General features: G+C 60.6%; 26 protein-coding genes and 1 riboswitch. Of the genes, 14 read left to right on the top strand and 12 right to left on the bottom strand.

Annotated elements, in window-relative coordinates:
* Positions 1 to 10 precede the first annotated feature (10 nt).
* Complete coding sequence (gene pdxH, locus F550_RS0106120; RefSeq protein WP_018147651.1) at positions 11 to 673, top strand: pyridoxamine 5'-phosphate oxidase; 663 nt, start codon at positions 11 to 13, stop codon at positions 671 to 673.
* Between the two features lie 82 nt (positions 674 to 755).
* Positions 756 to 1,148 carry a DUF4345 domain-containing protein gene (locus F550_RS0106115; RefSeq protein WP_018147650.1) on the top strand — a complete coding sequence of 131 codons (393 nt, stop codon included), beginning with the start codon at positions 756 to 758 and terminating at the stop codon, positions 1,146 to 1,148.
* A 51-nt stretch (positions 1,149 to 1,199) separates the two neighbouring features.
* On the opposite strand, the gene F550_RS0106110 is transcribed toward F550_RS0106115, so the two are convergent.
* From F550_RS0106110 to F550_RS0106085, 6 genes are all read right to left on the bottom strand, one after another.
* The gene (locus tag F550_RS0106110) at positions 1,200 to 1,649 is read right to left on the bottom strand and encodes a glyoxalase superfamily protein (RefSeq protein ID WP_018147649.1); all 450 of its coding nucleotides are present in this window, start codon (positions 1,647 to 1,649) and stop codon (positions 1,200 to 1,202) included.
* A gap of 241 nt (positions 1,650 to 1,890) precedes the next feature.
* Positions 1,891 to 2,748 (bottom strand): fatty acid desaturase, encoded by an 858-nt coding sequence (locus tag F550_RS0106105; RefSeq protein ID WP_018147648.1) that lies wholly within the window; start codon positions 2,746 to 2,748, stop codon positions 1,891 to 1,893.
* Positions 2,745 to 2,939, bottom strand: a complete 195-nt coding sequence (locus tag F550_RS0106100; protein ID WP_018147647.1) for a hypothetical protein — start codon at positions 2,937 to 2,939, stop codon at positions 2,745 to 2,747. Before F550_RS0106100 ends, F550_RS0106105 begins: the two co-directional genes overlap by 4 nt.
* Before the next feature lie 70 nt (positions 2,940 to 3,009).
* Positions 3,010 to 3,882 (bottom strand): fatty acid desaturase, encoded by an 873-nt coding sequence (locus tag F550_RS0106095; protein ID WP_018147646.1) that lies wholly within the window; start codon positions 3,880 to 3,882, stop codon positions 3,010 to 3,012.
* Positions 3,882 to 4,079 carry a hypothetical protein gene (locus F550_RS0106090; protein WP_018147645.1) on the bottom strand — a complete coding sequence of 66 codons (198 nt, stop codon included), beginning with the start codon at positions 4,077 to 4,079 and terminating at the stop codon, positions 3,882 to 3,884. The genes F550_RS0106095 and F550_RS0106090 overlap by 1 nt, the downstream gene beginning before the upstream one ends.
* 166 nt (positions 4,080 to 4,245) lie before the next feature.
* Positions 4,246 to 5,217: a glycerophosphodiester phosphodiesterase family protein gene (locus F550_RS0106085; protein ID WP_233349001.1), complete on the bottom strand. Its 972-nt coding sequence runs from the start codon at positions 5,215 to 5,217 to the stop codon at positions 4,246 to 4,248.
* A gap of 95 nt (positions 5,218 to 5,312) precedes the next feature.
* Here F550_RS0106085 and F550_RS0106080 point away from each other — a divergent pair, with 95 nt between their 5' ends.
* The 4 genes from F550_RS0106080 to F550_RS0106065 all read left to right on the top strand — a co-directional run bounded on the left by F550_RS0106080 (position 5,313) and on the right by F550_RS0106065 (position 9,540).
* On the top strand, positions 5,313 to 6,935 hold the full coding sequence (locus tag F550_RS0106080; RefSeq protein ID WP_018147643.1) for a long-chain-fatty-acid--CoA ligase: 1,623 nt from the start codon (positions 5,313 to 5,315) through the stop codon (positions 6,933 to 6,935).
* 4 nt (positions 6,936 to 6,939) lie between these two features.
* A complete protein-coding gene (locus F550_RS0106075; RefSeq protein ID WP_018147642.1) occupies positions 6,940 to 7,719 on the top strand; it encodes an SDR family NAD(P)-dependent oxidoreductase in 780 nt (259 codons plus the stop codon).
* 93 nt (positions 7,720 to 7,812) lie between these two features.
* Positions 7,813 to 8,715 carry a DUF1499 domain-containing protein gene (locus tag F550_RS0106070; protein WP_083910926.1) on the top strand — a complete coding sequence of 301 codons (903 nt, stop codon included), beginning with the start codon at positions 7,813 to 7,815 and terminating at the stop codon, positions 8,713 to 8,715.
* Positions 8,716 to 8,741: 26 nt separating this feature from the next.
* A riboswitch (ZMP/ZTP riboswitch) is annotated at positions 8,742 to 8,822 on the top strand.
* A gap of 22 nt (positions 8,823 to 8,844) precedes the next feature.
* Positions 8,845 to 9,540: a DJ-1/PfpI family protein gene (locus F550_RS0106065; protein ID WP_040500829.1), complete on the top strand. Its 696-nt coding sequence runs from the start codon at positions 8,845 to 8,847 to the stop codon at positions 9,538 to 9,540.
* A 70-nt stretch (positions 9,541 to 9,610) separates the two neighbouring features.
* Here the strand turns inward: F550_RS0106065 and F550_RS0106060 are convergent, their stop codons facing one another.
* The 3 genes from F550_RS0106060 to F550_RS0106050 form a co-directional block, all read right to left on the bottom strand.
* A complete protein-coding gene (locus F550_RS0106060) occupies positions 9,611 to 10,522 on the bottom strand; it encodes an MBL fold metallo-hydrolase (RefSeq protein WP_018147639.1) in 912 nt (303 codons plus the stop codon).
* 45 nt (positions 10,523 to 10,567) lie between these two features.
* Positions 10,568 to 11,503: a hypothetical protein gene (locus F550_RS0106055; protein WP_018147638.1), complete on the bottom strand. Its 936-nt coding sequence runs from the start codon at positions 11,501 to 11,503 to the stop codon at positions 10,568 to 10,570.
* Between the two features lie 134 nt (positions 11,504 to 11,637).
* Complete coding sequence (locus F550_RS0106050) at positions 11,638 to 12,048, bottom strand: TIGR01244 family sulfur transferase (protein WP_018147637.1); 411 nt, start codon at positions 12,046 to 12,048, stop codon at positions 11,638 to 11,640.
* 121 nt (positions 12,049 to 12,169) lie between these two features.
* Between F550_RS0106050 and F550_RS0106045 the strand changes: the two genes are divergently transcribed.
* The 3 genes from F550_RS0106045 (at position 12,170) to F550_RS0106035 (ending at position 15,216) form a co-directional block, all read left to right on the top strand.
* On the top strand, positions 12,170 to 13,141 hold the full coding sequence (locus F550_RS0106045) for an ABC transporter permease (RefSeq protein WP_156807838.1): 972 nt from the start codon (positions 12,170 to 12,172) through the stop codon (positions 13,139 to 13,141).
* Positions 13,142 to 13,405: 264 nt separating this feature from the next.
* Positions 13,406 to 14,308: an ABC transporter permease gene (locus F550_RS0106040; protein WP_018147635.1), complete on the top strand. Its 903-nt coding sequence runs from the start codon at positions 13,406 to 13,408 to the stop codon at positions 14,306 to 14,308.
* Positions 14,309 to 14,337: 29 nt separating this feature from the next.
* Positions 14,338 to 15,216, top strand: a complete 879-nt coding sequence (locus F550_RS0106035; RefSeq protein ID WP_018147634.1) for an acyl-CoA thioesterase — start codon at positions 14,338 to 14,340, stop codon at positions 15,214 to 15,216.
* Positions 15,217 to 15,457: 241 nt separating this feature from the next.
* Here F550_RS0106035 and F550_RS0106030 read toward each other — a convergent pair whose 3' ends face one another.
* Complete coding sequence (locus F550_RS0106030; RefSeq protein WP_018147633.1) at positions 15,458 to 15,943, bottom strand: hypothetical protein; 486 nt, start codon at positions 15,941 to 15,943, stop codon at positions 15,458 to 15,460.
* 342 nt (positions 15,944 to 16,285) lie between these two features.
* On the opposite strand from F550_RS0106030, the gene hisS reads away from it, so the two are divergent.
* From hisS to hisG, 3 genes are read left to right on the top strand one after another with little or no spacing between them, the layout of a single operon-like run.
* On the top strand, positions 16,286 to 17,776 hold the full coding sequence (hisS, locus tag F550_RS0106025; protein WP_018147632.1) for a histidine--tRNA ligase: 1,491 nt from the start codon (positions 16,286 to 16,288) through the stop codon (positions 17,774 to 17,776).
* A complete protein-coding gene (locus tag F550_RS0106020) occupies positions 17,773 to 18,873 on the top strand; it encodes an ATP phosphoribosyltransferase regulatory subunit (RefSeq protein ID WP_018147631.1) in 1,101 nt (366 codons plus the stop codon). Before hisS ends, F550_RS0106020 begins: the two co-directional genes overlap by 4 nt.
* Positions 18,870 to 19,814, top strand: a complete 945-nt coding sequence (hisG, locus tag F550_RS0106015) for an ATP phosphoribosyltransferase (protein WP_018147630.1) — start codon at positions 18,870 to 18,872, stop codon at positions 19,812 to 19,814. The genes F550_RS0106020 and hisG overlap by 4 nt, the downstream gene beginning before the upstream one ends.
* 140 nt (positions 19,815 to 19,954) lie before the next feature.
* On the opposite strand, the gene F550_RS0106010 is transcribed toward hisG, so the two are convergent.
* A complete protein-coding gene (locus F550_RS0106010) occupies positions 19,955 to 20,452 on the bottom strand; it encodes a lactoylglutathione lyase family protein (RefSeq protein WP_018147629.1) in 498 nt (165 codons plus the stop codon).
* Between the two features lie 101 nt (positions 20,453 to 20,553).
* Here F550_RS0106010 and F550_RS0106005 point away from each other — a divergent pair, with 101 nt between their 5' ends.
* Positions 20,554 to 21,450, top strand: a complete 897-nt coding sequence (locus F550_RS0106005; protein ID WP_018147628.1) for a LysR family transcriptional regulator — start codon at positions 20,554 to 20,556, stop codon at positions 21,448 to 21,450.
* 415 nt (positions 21,451 to 21,865) lie between these two features.
* Complete coding sequence (locus F550_RS0106000; protein ID WP_018147627.1) at positions 21,866 to 23,056, top strand: aspartate aminotransferase family protein; 1,191 nt, start codon at positions 21,866 to 21,868, stop codon at positions 23,054 to 23,056.
* 229 nt (positions 23,057 to 23,285) lie between these two features.
* Here the strand turns inward: F550_RS0106000 and F550_RS0105990 are convergent, their stop codons facing one another.
* Positions 23,286 to 24,419 carry a hypothetical protein gene (locus tag F550_RS0105990; RefSeq protein WP_156807837.1) on the bottom strand — a complete coding sequence of 378 codons (1,134 nt, stop codon included), beginning with the start codon at positions 24,417 to 24,419 and terminating at the stop codon, positions 23,286 to 23,288.
* Between the last annotated feature and the right edge of the window lie 19 nt (positions 24,420 to 24,438).

The raw sequence follows: 24,438 nt of genomic DNA, 5'->3' as shown, positions 1-24,438 counted from the left end.
GAGCACATCCATGAGCGATCACAATGTCATCCCGCCCACGCCGACGGACGCCGATTATAAGCGCGACAGCGAAGGCAATCCTCTCATCGCGGATGCAGCAGATCCGCTTGTCCTGTTTGCCGAGTGGATGGCGGCGGCGCGAGAGAAGGAAGTCAACGACTCGAACGCCATGTCGCTCGCCACTGTGGATGGGCATGGCCGTCCCGATGTGCGGGTGGTGCTTCTTAAAAGTGTCGGACCTGAAGGCTTTACCTTCTACACCAATTTTGAGAGCGCCAAGGGTGACCAGCTGAAGGTCATCCCCCACGCCGCGCTTGGGTTTCACTGGAAGTCACTGCGCCGCCAGGTTCGCGTGCGCGGCGAGGTCGTCTCTGTCCCTTCAGAGGAAGCCGACCAGTATTTCGCGTCACGCGCCAAGGCGAGCCGGATCAGCGCCATCGCTTCTGATCAATCACGGCCACTGCCGTCACGTAGTGTCTTTGCCGAACGGATAGAGACGCTTCAGGAAAAATATGCCGATCGCGACGATATTCCGCGTCCTGACAATTGGGGCGGGTATCGGGTTGTGCCCCAAAGCATCGAGTTCTGGCAGGACCAGGCCTTCCGCATGCATGATCGTCTGAAGTTCACCCGCAAGGACGGCGTCTGGGCCCGGGAGCGACTCTATCCATGACGCTTTGAGATAGGCGCTGACGCTACCGCTCCCGTCTGATAGATAAGATGCAACGCCGCATGACGTGGCGTGGGGGGGCATCATGAAACTTGGACTTCAGATCGTGCTCGGCGTCCTATCGCTGATCCCGCTCGCTTTTGCGGGCATGGGGCTCTGGTTCGGGGCGGCCTATTTCCTTCCGGCGGGCGATATTCCGGCGGGGCTGGACAACCAGTTTCGCTACCTGTCCGGCGTGTATGTACTGGTCACGCTGCTGCTCTGGTGGGCGATCCCGCAAGTTGAGCGGCACGGCAGACTGCTGGCCTTTATCTGTGCCGCGCTTGTGATTGGCGGCCTTGGCCGGCTGATCTCCATGCTGACAGTGGGGCCCGGGGATCCGGGTCAGCTGGCGGGCATGGTGATCGAGCTTGGTTCGCCGCTGCTCCTGCTCTGGCAGAGGGCCGTGGCAAAACGGGGCGCGGCCAATACCGGCTAATGAAGGGCAGGTGGCAGCCTTGTCGCGGGCCGCCACCCTCAATCAGCCCGTTCAGACGAACGCGGCGCTTTCGCGCATGATGACAAGATGCGGGACCCCGTCGCTGGTCTTGCTCCACGAGATGCCATCTTCCGACACCATGGCGCTGACGCGCTGGCGTAATCCGGAAAAGCTATCAAATTCAACGACGTCCACCGGCTTGTCGAAGTGTAGAGTAACCTCGTAGCCCATGCCGCCCGCAAGCTCTCGCACGCCGTGAACGCGGCCCGCGAAGGGCTGTTTCAGATAACGGCCGGACACGCGTTCGCCGACCTGGATAGGGATATCCGCCTGATTCGACAGGCGTGCGGATGCTGTGTTCCAGTCGCGATAGCCAAGTTTGTGGGCGACCGCTTCCAGCGCGCGGGCATGGCTGAGGCTTTCGCCGCGCTGGGCCGCTTCGGCACGTAGTTCTCGCGCATGGGCTTTCGCCTGCGCTCTCGTCGTAATGTTGTGTGACATCTTCCGTTCGTCTTTCACATCGATAGACCGGGCGTATGATGCGGATGTTCGCCTTGCCGCTGGACCGGTCCCCTGATGGGAAGGACAGCTCCGGGAGGACGAGGCTTTCGCCCCGGAGATCTTCACCATCGGACTTGTCGTCCGGCGAACGGCAGGCGTCTCTCACCTTGGGGCGGGCAAATACGCCTGATGGCAGGAAACGTCAACTCAAACGGTTTCGAGCGTTGGTGGGATAGGAAGGCTAAAGCTCATCCACCCGTGCGCCGCGCGCTTCGAGGACGGGCTTCATTTCCCAATAGGCTTTCGGCGTCCGATAGAGCGGAATACGCGGATGCAGGTGGTGGATCACATGATACTGCATACCCATCGATCCGATATTGCCGAGGATGGAGCGGAAGCTGCGCGTGTTGCGGTAGCGGCCTTGTTCGGAGGCCGGGTGATGCGGCGCCCAGCTCAAATAATACTGGATGTAGGTGCGAGCGATGTGACGCGGCAGCCACCAGAGAAGAGCAGCCTCAAGCGCAAAACCAGTCCAGGCGAGCGTGAAGAGCGTGCCGTAGAAGATCAGCTCATAAGCAATGAAGTCGAGCGCGACATCGGGCCGGCCAATCCGAATGAGCGTGTCGCCATAGGCATTCTTCTGGCCCGGCTGCCGGCCCTGGATACTCGTCCAGATGGCGTGGAGCGGCCCGCGTGCGCTGGTGCCATGGTCCGGGTCCAGCGCAGGGTCATTGGCATGCTTGTGATGCTCAAGATGGGTGAGTTTCGCGACCCGGTAGGGCAGCACGAGCGGTATCGTGGACAAATGCCCGACCAATTCGTTCAGCCAGCGCAGCCGTGCGCCGGGCAGGGCGATGATATCATGCTGGGCCTCATGCGAAGGCAGATAGCTGAGCATCACGTTCAGCGTCGCGATGATAAAACCCATCCAGAGCGGGATGACCCCCATCAGGACGAGCGGCCAGAGACTTAGCCAGACAGCGAGATTGGTCAGAGCCCACACCACTGCGAGCCAAGGGAATTTCCCGATATGCCGACGCGCAATGTCGCGCTCGATGCGCATCAGTTCAGCGTCACTTTTCGAGGCGAACTCACTCATATCCAGCGCCCCCGAACTTGCGCCGCCAGACCCAGGGTGCCGGCAATGATCAGCCCTGACATCAGCGGACTGGCACCGAATGGCGGTGTGACTTCAAGCGCCTGCACGATCTGGGCGATCAGCGGCGCGAGGAAGCCGAATGCGAACAGGATCGGTCCGAACTTGAATAAAGTGCGTAAAGCGACAGCCATGCGTTTTCCCCACGAAAAGGAAAATGACACATGCGTCAACTTTTGACAATGGCGGATTTTTTAGGGGGCCCTAAAGGTCCTCGATACGGGCGCCTTGCGCTTCCAGCACTGGCCGCATCTCCCAATAGGCCTCAGGCGTGCGCAGGAAGGGAATGCGGGGATGGAGGTGGTGCACGATATGATACTGCATGCCGAGCGAGCCGATATTGCCAAGCGCGGCACGGAAGCTGCGCGTATGCCGGTAGCGGCTGGTTTCGTTCGCAGGGTGGTGCGGGGCCCAGCTCAGGTAATACTGGATGTAGATAAAGCCGACATGGTGGGGCAGCCACCAGAGAGCTACAGCCTCGATCGCATGACCGCTCCAGGCCAGCGCGAACAGCGTCATGAACCAGAAAAGCCGGTAAACTGCCGCGTTTTTTAGAATACCGATCTGACCCGTCCGCTTAAGTGTGCGGGCATAGGCATTATAGCCGCCCCTGGCGCGGGGCTGAACGTTCTGGATTGCTTTCCAGATGGCATGTAGGGGCCCGTTGGCTCTGGAGCTATAGTCAGGGTCGAGGTCGGGATCATTCGTATATTTGTGGTGCTGGACGTGCGTTGCGCGCGCCAGAAGATAGGGCAGACCAAGCGGAATGATCGCGACATGCCCGACAAGCTCGTTCAGCCATCTGAGACGTGAACCGGGCCGCGCAATAATGTCATGCTGCGCCTCATGCGAGGGCAGATAGCCGATCACAGCCAGCACGGTGGCCGCAATAAAGCCCGCCCAGGCCGGAATGATATCCATGAAGACGAGCGGCCAGAGCGCAAGCCAGGCCACGAAGACACCGAGGCCGGCAGCCACAGCACCCCAGGGAAACTTTCCGATGTGCCGCCGCGCGATATCGCGCTCTATGCGGGCCAGTTCTTTCGGTGTCAGATTGTTGAGATCACGGTTCGACATCAGACCCAGCGCCCCCTGATCTGCGCCGGAATGGCAATCAGCATGGCGAGCATAAAACCGGTCATCAGCGGTGACATGCCAAAGGGCGGTGTCGCGCCTGCGGCCTTGATCAGCTGCGCGGCAAGCGGCGTCAGGAACCCGACCGCAAAAATAAGCGGTCCGAATCTGAAAATACGACGCAGCACAGCCGCTTGCATAGGAGTCCCCCTGGTCCGCCAGTCCCGCAATGATCTGGTGTCCCCTCGATCATTGTGTGGCTTCTACTGAGGATTAAATGGCCCGAAATGATGAATATTCTCTTTCCAAAGATAAAATATTGAAGACTTTTTTGCCGGGTGTGGCCCGGATTTATCCCGACCCCAATTAGCTGAGGCAGCTGGTGGCCTTATCAAGCATGGCCGGCGGCAGGCCATCTGGCCCGAGCAGCCTGTAGGGTTCATCAGTTGCGATCATCGCCAGGCCATTCTCTACCAGTGATACGTATTCCGATGGGTCGCCGTCCTGCCAGTAGATATCATCGAGCCGCTCGCCGGGGCGCCCAAGTGTGCCAAATGCGCTCTCGATGTCCTTCGACGCCAGCCCGCGCCATTTGCCGGGGCTTGGCCTGCGTGTGCCTGTCCAGGCGATGAGATGTTCGGCGTTGACGCCGCCTTCGAGCAGGCTTGCCTCATGTGCGCGGTCACCGACCCCCGCCGTCATCATCAGCCCCGGTGCAAGCTCTGCAACCTGCCAGGCTTCTTGATCTGAATAGGTGATGATGAGGACGTTTTCCCCGGCGCCAGCGGCCCGGACCTCATCTATGATATTACGGAAGCTTGTCGTTTCCTTACGGTCGAGCTCCAGGATGGCGCCGGTGCGGACCGCCCATTCCAGCGCATCGGACAGCTTGGGCGGAGCGAATGCGGTGACCCGTCCCTCATTATCGACGAGGCGCAGGCGCGAAATCTCATCCCAGCCCGTATCGGCCACCGGGCCCTCGCCAGTTGTCGTGCGCGTCAGTGAGCGATCATGCATCAGGAAGAGAACGCCGTCCCGGCTCTCTGCGACATCGATCTCCATGACGGGCGCACCGGCATCAAGCGCGTATTGAAGTGTCTCGATGGCATTTTCCGGATAGCCCGGAGCAGGGCCGCCGCGATGGGCGGCAACCAGAACACCGCCGGCCTCGCGCACGCAATCCATCTTTGCGGGCAGCCCGCCTTCGTAAGCCGCTCGCGTCGCCGCCTCGCTCTCGACAGAAGCTGCGGTGTCAGTCGTTGCCGTCGGCGCCTGCCCACAGGCTGCAGCAAGCATCCCCGCTAGAAGGACGCTGGCTATTAGATGCAGTTGGGACATTTGACCTCGCTCGCCATCGCTTGCCGTTGAAGAAACGGGGACATAGAAGAAACCCAACGCAACGGAAACCCGTAAAAATTCTTGGAGGAGAGAACATGCAGGGCTTGATGCAGAACTGGCAACTGACCGTCGACAAGGTGCTCGACCATGCCGCCCACAATCATGGCGACCGCGAGATCGTTACCCGTGAGGTCGAAGGCAACGTCACCCGCACCAACTACCGCACCCTGCACACACGCGCCAAACAGGTCTCGTCCGCGCTTCTGGCTGATGGCATCAAGCTCGGCGACCGTGTCGCAACGCTGGCCTGGAATACTGCCCGCCACATGGAAGCCTGGTATGGCACCATGGGCATCGGCGCCATCCTCCACACGATCAATCCGCGCCTGCACCCAGATCAGGTCGCCTGGATCGCGAACCACGCCGAAGACCGTATCCTGATGTTCGATACGACTTTCCTGCCCATCGTCGAGGCGGCGAAAAGCCAGTTCAAGTCGATCGAAAAATTCATCGTCCTGACCTCGCCGGAAAACATTCCGGAAAACTCGCTGGGCGCTGTCTCCTACGAAGACTGGATCGAGGGCAAATCGACCGACGTCGTCTGGGGCGATTTCGACGAGCAGACCGCCTGTGGCCTCTGTTATACGTCCGGCACCACCGGCAATCCGAAGGGCGTGCTCTATTCGCACCGCTCGAACGTACTCCACACCTACGTCACGATGGGCGTCGATACGCTCGGCATGGGCGCCGCTGATGTCGTCCTGCCAGTCGTCCCGATGTTCCACGCAAACGCCTGGGGTCTCGCCTTTGCGTGTCCGGCCACGGGCGCGAAGCTTGTCATGCCGGGCGCGGACATGTCGGGCAAAGCCATCTATGAGCTGCTGGATAAGGAGAAAGTCACCATCACGGCGGCTGTGCCGACGGTCTGGCTTTTGCTTCTGACCTATCTTGAAGAGAACAATCTGAAACTGCCGCATCTTCGCAAGGTCATCATCGGTGGCTCTGCCGTGCCGGAGCGGATCCTGCGCGCCTTCGAAGAAAATTATGACGTTCAGGTCTTCCACGCCTGGGGCATGACGGAACTCTCGCCAATGGGCACGCTCGGCGCGCTGCCAGCTGCGCTCATCGATGCGCCACATGAAGAGCAGATCGCCTTCAAGCTTAAGCAGGGCCGCCCGCCTTTCGGTGTGGAGCTCAAGATCATCGACGATGAAGGCAGGGAACTCCCGCGCGACGGCCAAACCTCTGGCCGTCTGATGTGCCGCGGGCCTGCCATATCCAAAACCTACTTCAAGGCGGATGAGCTGGCTGTGGACGAAGATGGCTGGTTCGATACCGGCGATGTCGCCACGCTGGACGAGCATTCGACGATGCAGATCACCGACCGCGCCAAGGACGTCATCAAGTCCGGCGGGGAGTGGATCAGCTCCATCGATATCGAGAACTTCGCCGTTGGCCATCCGAAGGTCGCCAACGCCGCCGCCATCGGCATCTACCACCCAAAATGGGATGAGCGCCCGCTGCTCATCGTTCAGCCGGCAGAGGGTGAAAACCCGTCGCGCGAAGACGTTCTGAAACAGCTTGAAGGCAAGATCGCGAAATGGTGGACGCCGGACGATGTTCAGTTTGTCGACGAGATCCCGCTTGGGGCAACCGGCAAGATCAACAAGCTGAAGCTTCGCGAGATGTTCAGGGACTACAAGCTGCCGACCGCTTGATCCGATGGACCTTCAACTGAAAGACAAGGTGGTCTTTGTCGCGGGCGCTAGCCGCGGCATCGGTCTGGGTATCGTTGAAGCACTTCTGGAAGAAGGGGCGCGGGTCGCAATTGCGGCGCGCGGCGCTGAGAAACTGGAAGAAGAACGCGCGCGTCTCGCCAGTCAGTACGGTGAAGACCGGCTCTGGGCGCGGGCGGGCGATCTTCGCGACACCAAGACCATCGAAGAGATGGTCGAGGCCATCGAGACAGGCTTCGGCCCGCTCTGGGGCGCGGTTGCCAATGTCGGCATCCATCCCTGTCCGCCGGGCTTTGATGTCGATGACGACAACTGGACCGCCGGGATGCAGCAAAACCTCGACAGCGCGTTCCGGCTCGCCCGGACCTGCCTTCGCCGGATGGAGCCGCGCGGGCAGGGCGCACTCCTGATGATCTCGTCGATCGCGGGCATGGCGGCCATGGGCTCGCCGCTGACCTATGGCACCGGCAAGGCGGCGATGAACCACCTCGTCCGCGAGCTGTCGCGCATCGTCGGCCCGTCTGGCGTGCGCATCAATGCAATCGCGCCGGGCAACATCATCTTTCCCGGCGGATCCTGGGAAAAGAATGTCGAAGGCGAGCGCGGGGAGGCCTGGAAAAAGTGGGTGCGCCGCGAGGTGCCGCTCCAGCGTTTCGGCAAGCCGGAGGAGATCGGCGCGGCGGCTGCCTTCCTCCTCAGTGAACGCGCAAGCTTCCTCACCGGCGCCATTGTCCCGGTGGATGGCGGCCAGACCCGGCAGGGTTGATCATGAATTTGCGCAGTCCCGCAGACCCTTGCTAAAGCTCACAGCAGGGCTAAGGCTCGCAGCCTGAAGTATAGACCGGTCGGGGAGGCCAGTATGAGTGCAGAGACAAAGAGTGCCGGTTGGCGATTGAAGCTGGCTGCGGCGGCGCTGGGCATCGCGATATTCACTGTCCTCTGGTTCGCGGCCGCTGCGCTGGGGGCCAAATTCGGTCTGTGGGGCTGGCAGTTTGGTCTCGGCAAGATGACCCTTGCATGGGGTATCCCGCTTGCTTTCTTTTCCATCGGACTTTCGGTTGTCGCGCTGATCATCGGTTTCATCAAGGCGCCGCGGACCCAGCCTGTGATCCTTGGCCTTGGCGCTCTGTTGATTTCCACGATGGTCGGCTTCCGCGTCATTGTCGGCTTTGGCGGGCAGGCCGCCTCGCTGCCGCCAATTCATGACATCCAGACAGACTGGTCCGAACCGATCGCGTTTTCAGAATCGCTCATTGCGCAGCGTCGCAGTGATGGGGCGCTCAATCCGGTCAAAGATGACCCGAGAATTGACGAAGCCGCCGACAGTCGCTGGCCTGGTATGGGCGGGCGGCGCGTCGCCGAAGTTCAGGAAGAGGCTGAAAGCGAACGCACCGTCGATGGTGAGACGGTTGCGCCCGCTTATGACCGCCCGATCGAGCCTTTGTACTTTGACCAGACGCCTGGCGAAATTGCAGCCTTGGCGATCGAGATCGCCGAGGCGCGCGGCTGGGAGATCTTCTCACGCCCTGAAACGGGTGAGGACGTCGAGCGCACGATGATCGAGGCGACCGAAACCTCGACCTGGTATGGTTTCAAGGATGACATCGCCATTCGCATTCAGGCTGTTGAGGGCGCCACACGTGTCGATATGCGCTCGATCAGCCGTGTGGGTCTGTCAGATCTCGGCATGAATGCCCGGCGCGTCTCCAGCTTCATGGATGAGCTCGAGGCCCGCGCAGAGGGTCGCCGCGAACCCAGATGACGCGGGCGCCGTTTCGCGATAGGGTGAAACGGCTGCGCAACTGGCGCTTTGGATGGGCAACCATCAGGGAACGCAGCACCAGCAAGCCGCGCGCCTGGGCATGAACCTCATTTCATGGAGGGGCCGACCATGCCCGAATTTTCGCCGCTATCTGTCGCTTTTCTTCTGTTTCCGAATGTCACCCAGCTGGACCTGACAGGCCCGGCGCAAGTGCTTTCGCGTCTCGGCAACACCACTATTCATCTCGTCTCGCGAAGCCTGGACCCGGTGCCGACAGATGCCGGTTTCTCGCTATTGCCCACGGACACGTTCGCTGAAGTGGCCAGCGCAGATATCATCTGCATTCCGGGCGGATTTGGAACGGTCGAGGTAATGCAGGACGCCGAGACCCTCGACTGGGTCCGGCAGGTCGCGCGAGAGGCCGACTGGGTGACCAGCGTCTGCACCGGCTCTCTGGTCCTTGGCGCGGCTGGGCTCCTGAAGGGCTATCGGGCCACAACGCACTGGGCCTCGCATGAGCAGCTTGGCTTCTTCGGGGCCATCCCGACAAAGCAACGCATCGTTCTCGACCGTAACCGCCTGACTGGGGGCGGTGTTACCTCGGGTATCGACTTCGCACTTGCGCTAACGTCCCGCATCCGGGGCGAAGAGCATGCGAAATTTATCCAGCTTTCGATCGAATATGACCCGCATCCGCCCTTCGACAGCGGCTCGCCTGAGAAGGCCGATCCTGAGACAGTCGAACGCTATTGGGCCTTGATAAACAAGACAGCGCCGGGCCGGGTCGAGAAAGTTAAATCGATTGCCGAAGACCTCGGCTTCTAGTCGAGGATAAAACCTCAAGCCGAAGAACCGGCCTCATCCTGAGCCTGTCGAAGGATGGAACAACAGAAGCCTAACTGACCGTCTGGAGCGCTTTCCAGCGAAATTCCGAGCGCACGGTCGGGCTGGAATCTTCCGTCTGAACGCGGCCTTCATCGACCAGCTTCAGCATATGGCCGAGAACCGAGAGGGCAGCCGCCGGGTGCAGACGCTTGTCGACGTCGGCATACATGGTCTCGACCATTTTCGGGATGTTGGTCTCACCCGCTTCGAGATGCTTGATGATGGCTGCTTCCCGGTCGAGACGGTGATTGCGATAGGCCTGAATGAAGCCGTTCACATCTTCGCGGATCGGGGAGCCATGCGTCGGCCACAGAATATCGAAATTGCGTTCCTCTATCTTGTCGAGCGAGCGCATATAGTCGCCCATATTGCCGTCAGGCGGCGCGACAATCGTGGTCGACCAGCCCATGATATGATCGCCGGTCAGGCAGGCGTTTTCTTCGCGCAGACCAAAGCAGAGATGGTTGCAGGTGTGGCCGGGCGTCTCGATCACGTCCAGCGTCCAGCCGGGGCCGGAGATGACGTCGCCATCACCGATCTGCACGTCTGGCATGAAGCCAAGGTCGTCGGCAGAGCCGAGCTCACCCTTGGCCGTCGGCACGCCGGAATTCCTTGCATAGGTCATGCAGCCTGCCCAGTTGGCGAGCGGTTTTGCCAGCGGGGAGTGGTCTGAGTGGCCGTGCGTGACGAGGACGTGCGTAACTGTCTCGTTTTTCAGAATTTCTTTCAGCGCGTCGAAGTGCTCTGACTGTTCAGGGCCGGGGTCGATCACGGCAACCTTGCCATGCCCGATGATGTAGACGCCGGTCCCGACAAAGGTGAAAGGGCCCGGATTATTCGCGATTACGCGGCGGATCAGCGGCGAGACCTGCTCGACCTTGCCGTACTCGAACTCGATGTCTTTATTGTATGGAATTCCCACGCGAACTCCCTTGTCTGAACTTGCGTATTATCAATGTGAACGTATCTAAGAGGACCGTTTTGGTGCAAACGCGGTGACGAAAGCGCGCGCCATACGGCGTGTCGCCTTCAGCTTGTTACCCAGATTCAGCGCCACTGGGGGGCCCATATCCGTCTTGTTTGCATCAACGATATAGATGCGTCCTGTCTCTCGATCCCTTAGTACGTCGACCCCGCCCCATTCGAGACCGATTTCTGCAGCGAACTGGCTGACCACTGCGATTTCATCAGCCGAATAACATTTTTTCGGCTCATCCAGAATGACGTCGGCATTTTCGTTCAGGAAGCGGCGCGATATGGGCCGGCGTTTGCGGAAGACGACTGTCGGGGCGCCGCCAACGATGCAGCAGCGAAGATCTTCGACCAGACCGCCTTCGATCTCATTGTCGATCAGGCGCTGATATGTCTTGCCCTCGATCGGATCCATAGGGCCTTCAATGATCCTGCCATCATGACAGGCATTCTTTTCGGACTTTTCGACCATGGGCCCGGTATAGGTCGTTGGATCGACCTTCAGGCTGTAGCCTGCTGCGCGTTCCCAGCTTTCAGCCACGCAGGACTTGGAAATGTCGGTGCAGCCAAAGTTCACAAGACGCGCCCCGGGCTTGGTGATTGGCGTGTGCGTGTCTGTGTGTGTGGAATCGTCGAACTGGAAGACGATGTCAGCCTCCGAAACGTCCGAAATAAGCTTGGCGCCAGAGGCGTGCATGACAGGCCAGATGAAATACCAGGGCCGCGGCTTGTCAGGATGGAAGGCGATGGTCGGGCGTTTGTGGCCGGTGACCCGCCGCCAGGTTCGCCAGGACTGCGCCATAGTATAAAAGGTCAGCCACGTGAAAACATCATTGGCGAGCTGGCGAGTGGCAGGAACGCGGTGACCCGTTTTCTTGACGAGCCAGGCACCATCTTCGTATTTGAAATCGGCTAGCCAGTTCCTGGACATAAATTGCATCCCCTGCGTGCAGGCGCGTCTTGAAGTTACTCAGCGCCGGAATCGCACGTCTTTCCTCTACGCACAATTCATATGGTGCTGATCTATCGTGAGCAAATCTTTACTGCCGCGCCGCTGAAAGCACCTTATAGCAAGGGCTTGAGACCTGACAGGTCGTAGCCGGCGCCTGCCGCCGCTTCAATGATATCATCAGACTGGCCCTGTCCTCCATGGGAGAGCGCCCATGCAGTGATCGACCGTGTCCCGGTGCGGCAATATGCCAGTGCCGGGGCTGGGGCTTCCGACAGGATCGAGTTCATTCTTTCGATGATTTCCGGCGTTGGTGCGCCGGAAAAGGGCAGGGCGACAAAGGTCAGGCCCTTCTCCTCTGCGCGTGTCCGGATCGCGCCCATGCGGGGCTGGTCGACGCCGCCCTCACCATCGGGCCGGTTGGCGATAATCGTCTTGAACCCCGCATCAGCAATGGCATCTACGTCGTCTTCAGTGATCTGCGGCGCAACAGAAAAATGGTCTGTTACGGTTCTGATATCGGCCATCGGTTACCTCGGTGTCATGTGGCGTTGACAAGCATTCGTCTGGCGTGAACCTAGGAAGCGTCCGGCGAACTGCCAAGTCTCGCCTTACGCTTCTGTTCGAACGACAACGAGATTCCAACACGTGTCAGCGCTGCAGCGAAGCCTTTCCCGCATACCATGGGCGTACGTTTTACGTCGGTTGCTCTTTGCGATCCCGACGCTGCTTCTCATCATCGCGCTCGCCTTTTTCATGATGCGGCTTGCCCCAGGCGGCCCGTTTGACGGTGAAAGAAAACTCAACGCCGCCACCGAAGCGGCCATTGCGGCGAAGTTCGGCCTCGACCAGCCGCTCTGGAAACAGTTCGTCGACTATCTCCTAGGGGTTTTGCAGGGCGATTTCGGCCCGAGCATGAAAACGCTCGGCAAGAGCGTGAACGACCTCATCGCAGATGGCCTTCCGGTCAGCCTCGCCATCGGCTCGCTCGCCATGCTGGTTGCGCTGATCGTCGGCACCGGCCTCGGCGTCTTTGCGGGCCTGCGCCAGAACACGGCCGGCGACTATACGGTGATGGGCTTTGCCATGGCCGGTATTTCCATTCCGACCTTCGTGACGGGGCCCTTGCTGATTCTCGCCTTTGCGCTGGGTGTTGGCTGGTTTGCCGTGGGCGGGCTCGGCGAATACCCGAATATCGGGATGAATTTCAATAATATGACCCTGCCGGTCATAACGCTCGCCTTGCCACAGATTGCCATCATCTCGCGCCTGATGCGCGCCTCGACGATCGAGACGATGCGCTCACCGCATGTCCGGACGGCACGCGCCAAGGGCTTGCCGGAACGCACGGTTATCCGCCGCCACGTCCTGCCGTCGGCAATTCTGCCGCTGGTTTCCTATGCAGGGCCCGCCATGGCGCGTGTGATGACAGGCTCGCTGGTGATCGAGCGGATATTCGGTCTGCCCGGCATGGGCTCATACTTTGTCGATGGCGCGATCAATCGCGACTACACGCTCGTGATGGGGGCGCTGATCATCTACGCAACGCTGATCGTGCTGCTTAATCTGATCGCCGACATCCTCTACGCGCTGCTCGATCCGAAAGTGAAATATGACTAAGGCCTGGATCCGATTTTTTTGGCGTGGTGGCGACGCAATGCCAAAGGAGCGTGAGGAAAGACGCGCAGGACGGGCAAAGGCCCGTTCAAGCGTCTTGACGCTGCGATCCGCAGGCAGTGTGGCGTGCCCACAGTGGTTCGCGGCCTTTTCGGCACCTGCTGCGTTGCAGCGCCTTGAAAGCCGGCGGGCTTCCTGCGGCGCCGCGCCTTGCATGTACCAAAAATTCCGCAAACCACTGCGGCAAAAAAATCGGATCCAGGCCTAATGGTTGATACGCTGGACATGACGGGCCGGAAAGATCCGGTCGAACAGGCCCTCATGGGCGGGCGCTCCCTCTGGGACGATGCCAAGCGGCGCCTGTTCAACAACAAGGCGGCCGTCATTTCGATGTGGGTGCTTGCCGTCCTTATTTTCCTTGCGGCTATCGGTCCGTTCATCTGGGTACACGATTACAGCCAGATTTCGGCCGATACAGAACTCGCCCCGACATTTGATAACTGGCACCTGCTCGGCACGGATGAGCAGGGCAGGGATCTTGTCGCGCGTAACCTGCTGGGTCTGCGTATCTCCATGGCTGTCGGCATGGTGGCGACACTTGTTTCGCTGGTGATCGGCGTCACCTGGGGCGCGATCGCGGGCTATGTTGGCGGGCGTACGGACAACCTCATGATGCGGTTCGTGGACGTGCTCTACGCCATGCCGTTCATCTTCTTCGTGATCCTTCTGCTGACCGTTTTCGGCCGCAACATCATCCTGATCTTCGCCGCCATTGGCGCAGTGGAGTGGCTGACAATGAGCCGGATCGTGCGGGGCCAGACCCTCGCCATCAAGGGCAAGGAATTCATCGAGGCCGCCCGCGCCGCGGGCGTTTCCGGCCCGGCCATTATCCGCCGCCACATCCTGCCGAACGTCGTCGGACCGGTTGCCGTCTATGTGACACTGACCATCCCGGTCGTCATCATGGCAGAAAGCTTCCTCTCTTTTCTCGGCCTCGGCGTGAATGAGCCACTGACCTCGCTCGGCGTGCTGATCTCAAACGGCGCAAAGGAAATGCAGGACAAGCCCTGGCTGCTCATGGCGCCGGCCATTCTGATGGCGGCGACGCTGCTCTGCCTCAACTTTATCGGCGACGGCCTGCGTGACGCGCTCGACCCGAAAGAGCGCTAGACGCTGCGTCACGTTCAAGGCGGCTTTTCATGGCCGCAAATTTTGCGCTAAAGCCCAACGCCATGACAGACGCGCCCTTCATCGACCTGAAATCGACCCACAACCCCTATCGCTGGTACCTACCGGTTGAGGAACGCTATTGCGTTGGCCCACCCGGAAAGAAATTCCTGTTCGGCGGCGTCGGCCTCGGCACCGCGATCACAGCGCTGGAGCGCACGACAGGCCGCCCCTGTATCTGGGCCACGGCGCAATATCTTTCCTTCGCTAATCCGCCGGATGTGCTGGATGTCGATGTCCGGTCACCCGTGGTCGGCAAGAACATCACCCAGGCGCGCGTCCTCGGCCATATCAAGGACCGCGAGATCTTCACGGTGAATGCCGCCGTCGGTGAGCGCGAGTCCGAACACTCAAAGCAATGGCAGGAAAAGCCGGACGTCGCCCGGCCGGAAGACTGCCCGCCCATGCCGCGCTTCGACAAACACAATGTGGACCTGCACCATTATCTCGATATGCGGGTCGCGCAGGGTCGCTATTCACCGGACCGCGCAATTGAGGGCGGCAGCAGCAAGGATGGCCGCGTCGTGCTCTGGGGCCGCTCCAAGACGGGCCACCCGATCGATTCCGCCATGCTTGCCATCATCAATGACTTCGTGCCGTCAGGTACCAGCCACGCGCTTGGCCTGCCTGCCGGCGCAAACTCGCTCGATAATACGCTACGCATCCACAATATCGTCGAAACCGAATGGGTGTGCTGCGATATCCAGATTGAAGGCGTCCATAATGGCTTCGTTCATGGTCGCGTCTGTATGTTTGCAGAGGATGGGACCCTGATGGCGACCGGCAGCCAGTCCGGCATCATTCGTTTCTTTGACCCGGAAGCGTTCAAGGCGCGGTTCGAGAAGCCATAAATTCTGGAGAGAGAACGCCAAAAGGAGCCGGGGTGCATTCTGCAACCTCGTCCGGCTTTTGGGGGCGCAGCCATTCTGGCTAAGCGTAGGGGGAGGACAGGCCGTGATCCTTCTGATCACGGCGTTGGTCTGTCAGGGGACGTCATTCTGAAGTCCTGCATACACTATGCGTGAGACGCCGCTATCGTTCCGAAAAACATGCAGATACGATAAGTGTGCCAGATTGGGTCATCTGTAATGTTTATTGCAGGGCCGCGCGTGTCGCCTCTGTATTTGCGGCGCAGCTGCCTGCACCCGCATGCAGGGTCGGCGGGGTCTCGGCACCGCCCGAAAGGGCAGCCGCCGCGCCTATTGCTTCAGCGTCCGAAAACATGGTCGCCAGCCGCTTCAGGCTCTGCTCGCGGCCTGCCGGTGTTTCAGCCGTTTCCAGGGCCGCAAGCTGGTTCTCGCCTTCTGCGGCCATGCCGCGAAAGATGCAGCCAAGATCTGACGGCCCGCCAGATCCATCGATCCAGCTGCCGAGTCGTCCCGCCGTCAGGGCAAACCGGCCAATTTCGGTCTCATAGCTGCCCGGGACGTCAGAAAGATCGCTGTCGCTGTTCAGCATGTTCACCGTCTCCTGATAGAGCGCACTCGCGCGCGTGCCCCAGTCGCGGGCAAGTTCAGGCGACGCACCTGCCGTCAGGGGCAGCGCGCAGAAGACGAAGCAGGCGATCAGACGTTTCATTGGGACACAACTCCATAATTCGCCTCTCAGGGGAAGCAAGCCCGGTGCCAGTCGCCTCTCGCGACAGCTGTCGCGCCCGTTCGCTTGACTTCGCCGCCCTCGCTCCATATCCAGCCGGGTAATGAACACAGAGCTGCATCACCATCACCACCACGCGTGACGCGCCGCATGAGGCGCGACCCTGTCCGGCTGCGCCTCTCTCCCAAGTGTTCATCCCTTTACATTGAACCGCCAGAGGCCAAAGCCGCGACAATGGGTTTCGCGTCTTGTCCAGCGTGTCTGCTTCACACTTTTACCGGCTTCGTCTAAGCGAAGCGCGACTGACCAGACAGGACCACCGATATGGCCAAAAAGAAACAGGACCCGGACGCCCCGAAGAGTGGCAAGGACCTCGCCCGCAAGCCGCGCGGCTTTCCAGATCGCCGCGAAGCGCTGATCCATGCCCAGGCGGAGATGATTGACCGGGTCACCAGCGTCTATCGCCGCTGGGGGTTTGAGGCACTTGATACCGGTGCGTGGGAATATGCCGACGCGCTCGGCAAGTTCCTGCCAGACGATGACCGCCCGAATGCCGGGGTCTTCTCCATGCAGGATGATGACGAGCAGTGGGTTTCTCTCCGCTATGACCTGACCGCGCCACTCGCGCGCTTTGCAGCAGAGAACTGGCAGACCCTGCCAAAGCCTTTCCGCCGTTATGCAGCCGGTCCCGTCTGGCGCAATGAGAAGCCGGGCCCCGGCCGCTTCCGTGAATTCCTGCAATGCGACGCCGATACGGTCGGCGCTGCAGGCGCGCATGCTGATGCGGAAATGGTCGCCATGGCCGCCGAAGCGATGCGGGCCGCAGGCGCTGGCGACGGAGAGTTTGCCGTCCGCGTGAACACCCGCCGTCTGCTCAATGCGGTTCTCGACGGCGTCGGTGCCAACTCAGAAGGCGGCCGCCTGACGATCCTGCGCGCGCTCGACAAGCTCGACCGGCTCGGCGAGGACGGGGTGAAGCTCCTGCTCGGACCGGGCCGTGAAGACGACAGCGGCGACTTTACCAAGGGCGCAGGTCTCGACACGGCCGCCATCGACAAGGTGATGGCGTTTGCGCAGGCAGGCCGTCCGACACGCGGGGAAACGCTGGAAGCCCTCGGACGCGCGGTTGGCACGGGCGAAGACGCAGAGGCAGGCCTTGCAGAGCTTGCCGCCATCGCGCGCGGTCTCGAAGCCTTCAACTGCCCTGACAGCGATGTCCTCTTCGACCCATCCGTGGTGCGCGGACTTGAATACTATACCGGCCCGGTTTTCGAGGCAGAGCTTTTGCGCGAAACGGTCGACGAAGACGGCAACGTGGTCCGCATCGGCTCTGTCGGTGGCGGCGGGCGCTATGACGACCTCGTTGCGCGCTTTACGGGTGAGAAAGTCCCAGCGACCGGCTTCTCGGTTGGCATCTCACGCCTCGCGACCGCTTTCGCCATCTCAGGCGGGATTGACCAGCTGAACGGCCCCGTCGTCGTCCTCAACCTCAACCGCGATGACCCGACCGAAGCGCTGAAACTGGCGACCGAACTTCGCGCCGCCGGTATCCGCGCTGAGGCCTATATGGGCAGCTCCGGCATGCGTCCGCAGATGAAATATGCTGACCGGCGCGGCGCACCCGTCGCCGTCATGGTCGGCGAGGATGAGATCGCCAAGGGCGTCGTCACCATCAAGGATTTGAAAGAGGGCGCCAAGCAGGCCAAGGCCATCAAATCCAATGAGGAGTACCGCGAGGCGCGCCCCGGCCAGTTCGAAGCCCCCCGCGCCGAAATGGTCTCCCATATCCGCGCCATTGTGGAGGCGTCGGAATGACCTCTGCCATCGATATCTTCGCCCGGCTCGGCGGCGACGTCGTTGACCCGCCAATCGTCATGCCGGCGAGCCAGCCGCTGGAGCTCTCCGGCGAAGCCGTTCGCGCGCGGCTTTGTGTTTTCGTGAATGAACTGGGCGAGGAATGCGCGCTCCGCCCGGACCTCACCCTGCCTGTCGCCCTGGCGCAGGCGAAAGAAGGCGTCAGCGGCGAAACCGTCAAACGCTATGCCGCGCGCGCCTTTCGCCTGCCTGTGGTGCCCGGTGATCCGCTGGAGTTCACGCAGATCGGCTTTGAACGCTATGGCGCCCCCTCGACCGCGGCCACCGATGCAGAGAGCTTCGCGCTTGTCTGTGAGGCCGCGTCAGCTGCGGGGGCAGGCGGCTGCGATGCCCGGCTCGGGGATCTCTCGGTCTTCCCGGCCTTCGTCGACGCGCTCGGCCTTGCGCCCGGTCTTGCTGACGCGCTCAAGCGCGCCTTCAGGCAGGCCGGCGGCGTTGCTGCGCTCCTGAAATCTGGCGGCTCGCAGCCTGTCCACGGTCTTGCCGCGCGGCTGAAGGGCGCCGCCCCTGATGAAGCCAAGGCCATCGTCGCCGACATCTTCGCCCTTTCTGGTATCCAGACCCAGGGCACCCGCACGCTTGATGAGGTCGTCGAAGGCCTGCTCGCCCAGGCAGCAGACGCTGAGTATGGCGCGGCGCCTGACACGGCGCGTCAGACGCTAGAAGCGGTCATGGCTGTGAACTGCCCGCCCAATGATGCCGCAGACAAGCTGCTGGCCATCTCCCGTCAGGCAGGCCTTGACGGGCTCGACCCGGTGCTGGAGCGTCTGCAGGCGCGCACCGATGCGATGGTCAAACTCGCGCCCACCTTCATGAAGTCGGCCCGCTTCGGCACGCCATTCGGACGCCGCTTCAACTATTATGATGGCTTCCTGTTTGAGCTCTTCCATCCGGGCGAGGCAGACAGCCGCCGTCCGTTCGGGGCAGGGGGGCGCTATGACACGCTGCTGGCGCGCCTCTCTGACGGCAAGACAGACACGACCGGCATTGGCGGCGTCGTCCGTCCTGACCGCCTGACAGAGGGAGCCACCGCATGACCCGGCTCAAGCTCGCCATCCCGTCCAAAGGGCGGCTGAAAGACAATGCTGAAAGCTGGCTTGCCCGCGCAGGCTTCAAGCTCCGCCAGTCCGGCGGCGATCGCGGCTACACGGCAGAGCTGAAAGGCCTGCCAGACGCGGACGTCCTGCTGCTTTCGGCGCGTGAGATCGCGCAGGGGCTGATCGATGGCTCCTTCCATCTCGGCGTGACCGGCGAAGATCTCCTCAACGATCTCTCGGCTGATCTTTCCCGCGATGCCTCTGTCATCAAACGCCTCGAATTTGGCGGCGCCGATGTCGTTGTGGCGGTTCCTGCCGCCTGGCTCGACGTCAACACGATGAGCGATCTGGAAGCGGCCGGCGCCCGGTTCCGCCAGCGCCACGGCCGCCGCATGAAGGTCGCGACCAAATACCTTCGCCTCACGCGCAATTATTTCTCTGAGAAGTCGGTGGGTGAATACCGGCTGGTGGAAAGCGCTGGCGCAACAGAGGCCGCGCCCGCGTCCGGCCAGGCCGAGGTGATCGTCGACATCACCTCTACCGGCTCAACGCTGCGGGCCAATAGCCTGAAGGTACTCGATGATGGGGTCATCCTGCGCAGCCGCGCCGCGCTGGCCGGCTCACTTCGCGCAGACTGGTCACCCGGTGCGAAAGCCGCGCTCCAGCAGCTTCTCGCCTCCGTGGAAGCGGTCGAATCGGCCGACGCGACCAGCCTCCTCATGGTGTCCGGCGACGTGCCGGCCCAGCTGGTTGAAGCGCTCAGCCTGATTCCCATGGGGGACAGGTCTTACCTCAGCCGATCCGGGCAAGCGGTGGAAAATGCCCGCCTGCTCGCTGATTCTGGAGTGAAATCTGTCGCTATTCTCAAGTCCGACTTCATTTTCGACCAGGCAACCCCGTCTTACGAGGCATTCATTGCCCAATTCGATGCAGACGCTTGACTTTGTGACAGAAAATTAGCATTCAGATAAGGCAAGTTTCTGGGAGGAAACGCTGCATTTACTTTTTACGGGCGCGGCCGCAATGCCGCGCCTTTTTTTATGCCCATCCTGCAGTATCCACTCCACACCGGTCATTTCCATCAGGCCGTATAAGCGCCTGATGAGTAAGTCAGCTCATAGCTGTGGCTGTAGATTTCGAAGACGATACCGAACGGATCTTCGACATAGACCATCCGATATGGCTTTTCGCCGGGATAGTATTCACGGATTGGCATGCGCTGGCGGCCACCGGCTGCCAAGATTTTCTCGACAAGGCCTTCGACATCAGGGTCCTGGATGCAGAAGTGGAACGTGCCATGGCGCTTGTGCTCAAGCTTGTCTTCCGGCGCGTAATTTCCTGGGAACTCGAAGATTTCGATACCGATACGGTCAGCTGTTGAAAGGTGAGCGATGCGCAGGTTTTCCCAGCCTGGCCCAAACACGTCCGTGCACATAACGCCGACGGCGCTATCGTCTTCAGTCACCGTCGATGGCGGCATGATCACGTAAAGTCCAAGCACTTCGGAATAGAATTTGACTGCGGCATCGAGGTCCGGGACGGACAGACCGATATGGGAAAAGGTACGGGGGGTCATCATTGGGTATCTCCTGTGAATGGCGTCTGTCCAGGAGATGGCCTTGTCTGGGTGTTATTAAAAATTATCATTAGAAATAACAATCATAACACAATGATATCATCATGCTGAATGCAACCTGGCTCGAAACCTTCACCGTGCTTTGCGAAACGGGCCACTTCACGCAGGCGGCCCGGAAGCTGGCGATGACGCAACCGGGGGTCTCCCAGCAACTCCGCAAGCTTGAAGACCAGATGGGGCAGTCTCTTATCGCCCAGCACGGAAAGACGTTTTCCCTTACCCCCGCAGGTGAGGCCGTGTTTGCTCTTGGTCAGCGACGTCGCCTCGAAGAACGCCAGCTCATAGAGCTGATAGAAGCGGATGATCCGGGAAAGGGTGAGGCGCACCTCGCCTGCTCAGGCGGATTTGCCGTGATGCTCTATCCAAAGCTCGGACCATTGATGCAGGCCTCTCCTGAGCTGGAAATACATCTCCACGCGGCGCCGGAAGCAACGGTGCTGACCGGCGTACTGGACGGGCAGTTTGATCTGGGCCTGTTAAGTCATGATCCAGACCATCCGCGGCTGTCCGCCGATCTCATCGGCCGCGAAGAGCTCTGTCTCATTCTGCCAGCGGCTGACATGCCCGAGGGGGTGACGTTCGCAGACCTTGAGGCGCGCGGCTTCATTGCTCACCCTGATGGCTTCGCATACGCCAACGATCTTTTCTCGCTGAATTTCCCCGATGAGTTTCAGGGCGCTGACCGTCTCCGCCTGCGAGGCTATCTGAACCAGATGAGCCAGATTCCGGCCCCTGTGGCCGACGGTGCTGGCTACACGCTGCTGCCGAGGAGCGGCGTCGACTCGTTCAGACAACCAGAACGACTGGCCGTCGCAAGTCTGCGCCGGCAAATCCATCAAGAGCTCTGGCTGGTCCAACGGCGCGGCAGACCGCTCAGCGCGCGCTTGCAGGCGCTCGCGGCGGTGATGCGCGAGCTCGCCCACAATCTGTCAGGGAAATAAGACCTCCAAAGAAAAAAGGCCCCTCTCGGGGCCCTGTATAGGTAAGTCTCTTTTGAAGGGGTACCCGGCTGGCGGCTCAGGGTCAGGGCGTCAGGGTACGCCACCAGCCGGGTCTTCTTATTATTGTTTTTCAATATATGGCTTATCGATAAACGTCAAGCACTTATCGAAAAACATTATGAAAAATTCGTAATCCAATCCATTCGGAGGAGCGGAAGCGGCGCACGTAATGCACCTCCGCTGGTTTGACTACAGGGCAACTGACATGGCTTGCATGCAGAGTTGCAACTGAAATAAAAATTAGGCGCTGCGACAGGCTCGCCTTCAGCAGGGCGCGGGCCCATGTGTTGACTTTGGAATCAGCCCCAGCCATCCCCAAGTCAAACGCAGTCCTGATCCGCTTAGGAGCCCGAACATGTCAGACCCCCGCGCCCACATCATGCCCGTCTACGCCCCGCCATCGGAGGTGTTTGTGCGCGGCGAAGGCGCGAACCTCTTCACCGAAGAGGGCGACAAGTATCTCGATTTCGTCGCTGGCATCGCGGTGAGCTCGCTTGGCCACTCGCATCCAAAGCTGGTCGAGACACTCCAGGAGCAGGCCGGCAATCTCTGGCACCTCTCCAACATGTTCCGCGTGCGCGCCGGCGAGGAGCTTGCCGACAAGATGTGCGCGCGCACCTTTGCGGACCGCGTCTTCTTCACCAATTCCGGCACCGAAGCGGTTGAGTGCGCGCTCAAGGCAGCCCGCAAGTATCACTGGTCCAAAGGCAATGATGACCGGATCGAGTTCATCACCTTCACCGGCGCTTTCCATGGCCGCTCGCTGGGTGCGATCAATGCTGGCGGCAACCCGAAATATCTGGAAGGCTTCGGCCCGGAAATCCCCGGCTTCCGCCAGCTTGAATGGGGCGATCACGACGCCCTCAACGAAGCCGTCACGGAGAAGACCTGCGCGGTCTTCGTTGAGCCGGTACAGGGCGAGGGCGGCGTGCGCGCCATGCCCGAAGAATGCCTCACCGGCCTGCGCAAGCTCTGCGACGACACCGGCACGCTGCTCATCTATGACGAGGTCCAGTGCGGCATGGGCCGGACGGGCAAGCTCTTCGCGCATGAATGGGCAGAACATGCCGAACCGGATATCATGTGCGTTGCCAAGGGTGTCGGCGGCGGCTTTCCGTTCGGCGCCTGCCTGATGACCGAAGAGGTCGGCCTGCCCATGCAGCCCGGTTCCCACGGCTCGACCTATGGCGGCAACCCGCTCGCCATGGCCGTCGGCAATGCCGTCTGGGACATCATCTCGGACGAAGAGTTCCTGGCCGAAGTCCGCCGCGTTGCAGGAACGGTCGCCCAGGGCCTCAAATCGCTCGCAGACAGCCATGCCGACAAGGTCGACGGTGTCACCGGCAAGGGCCTCCTCACCGGCCTCAAGCTGAAAGCGGCGCCAAAGCCTGTCCAGAATGCCTGCCGCGAAAAAGGCCTTCTGGTCGGCGTCGCTGGCAACAATGTCCTGCGTCTTGCCCCGCCGCTCATCATCGAAGACGGCGACGTCCGCAAGGCCGTCAGCGTCATCGATGAAGCGCTGAGCGAGTGGGAGATGGAGGGGTAGGAGCGCTTTTGTCCCCAAAAGTTTACTGCTCTCATCTCGAGTGACCGCCAACTTCTTGTGACCGGATTGGCCGGTAACAACAGAAGGAAGAGAGTCATGAGCAACTACAATGTCGATGAGCACGAAAAGCACGAGAACGACAATCATTCCAACCAGCTGAATCCGAATAACGACGCCTATCGGTCGTCGCGCCGCTAGGATGACAGGGTTCCGATACGGGGGCAGGCGCTCAGTTGAGCGCCTGCTTGTCCCCGGAGAAATTCGCGATGGCCTTTGTCATCAGGCCGAAATCATCGAACATCGACCATCGTGCAGTGAGGCTCTCGGGCCCCTCTGGGGACGCGTCGATGATCATCGCGCGCAGCTGCTCGACATTATGAGCGTACACGACCGCGACATATCCTAGCTTCATGTCGAGCGCCTGCTGCGTCTTGCGAAGGCGTTGATCAACAAGACCGAACGCCTTGGCATACGGCATGAGCTTGCCAGAGCGATGCCGCCAGGATTGTTGGCGGGCAGAGTCCGGATCGGCGTGCGTCTGCTGCCAATGGCGTGTGAGCCATTGCTGGTTTCGGTCAAATGAAAGCTCACCGATCCGTTCCAGCCATGCACCGATGGGCGGGCGCGGAACTTGTGCGCTATTGCTGGCTTCAACGAAGGTCGAGAAGACTGGCAGAGTGCTGTGGGAGAGGTCCGACTGCACCGCTGCAAGCAGGCAATTCACGGCTTTCAGACCCAAGAGAGAGAAGGCGGGGTCCGCTGTCGGGTCCGGAGAATGTTCAACAAGCCAAATCAGGTCCCTGACACTGGCGCTTTCGCTGTATGGGAGCGCTTTCAGAGCGTGAACGAGTGCAGGTCTGTCCTCATTATCGAGAGCGATCTGTGCCTCTTCGCGCACAGAGGAAAGTTGGGCGATTGTGCGAGCGGTGCAGGGCATCTGGCCGCGTTGAGCAGCAGTGTCTTCGCCGGTCGAAACTCGCCCTTGCAGTATAGGAACAACAGCAGGCGGCGGGTCGAGGTGCCAGAAGTGTGCAGGGCTTAGCAGCTCGCGGTCCTTCTGGGGGACCTTCAGGCGCTCCATCAGTGCGTCATGGATTGTGAGTGCCTGTCGCAAACCAATTTTTTCTTTCGGATCGAGTGCACGCTGGACACCCTTCCAGGCTGCATCATTTCCCAGTCGCTTCCCCAAAAGCAATTTTGGTACCGACTTTTTTTTCGGCTCGGGACTGAGCAGCGACAACATTCTGGGGTCGAAGGACGGCAATGGCATAGGTGCGACCTTGCCAGCTAGAAGCCTTTCATAAAATGAAGCAAAGCATATCAATTTAAAAGGATACGCTTTGCGCCTCAGGTTTACGGACACAAAAAAGCCGGCCCCGAAA

The organism is Henriciella marina DSM 19595 (assembly GCF_000376805.1).
In the GTDB taxonomy this organism is placed as follows: Bacteria; Pseudomonadota; Alphaproteobacteria; order Caulobacterales; family Hyphomonadaceae; genus Henriciella; species Henriciella marina.
Note: the sequence above shows the minus strand (reverse complement) of the source record. Positions and strands in the feature narration are given on the sequence as shown.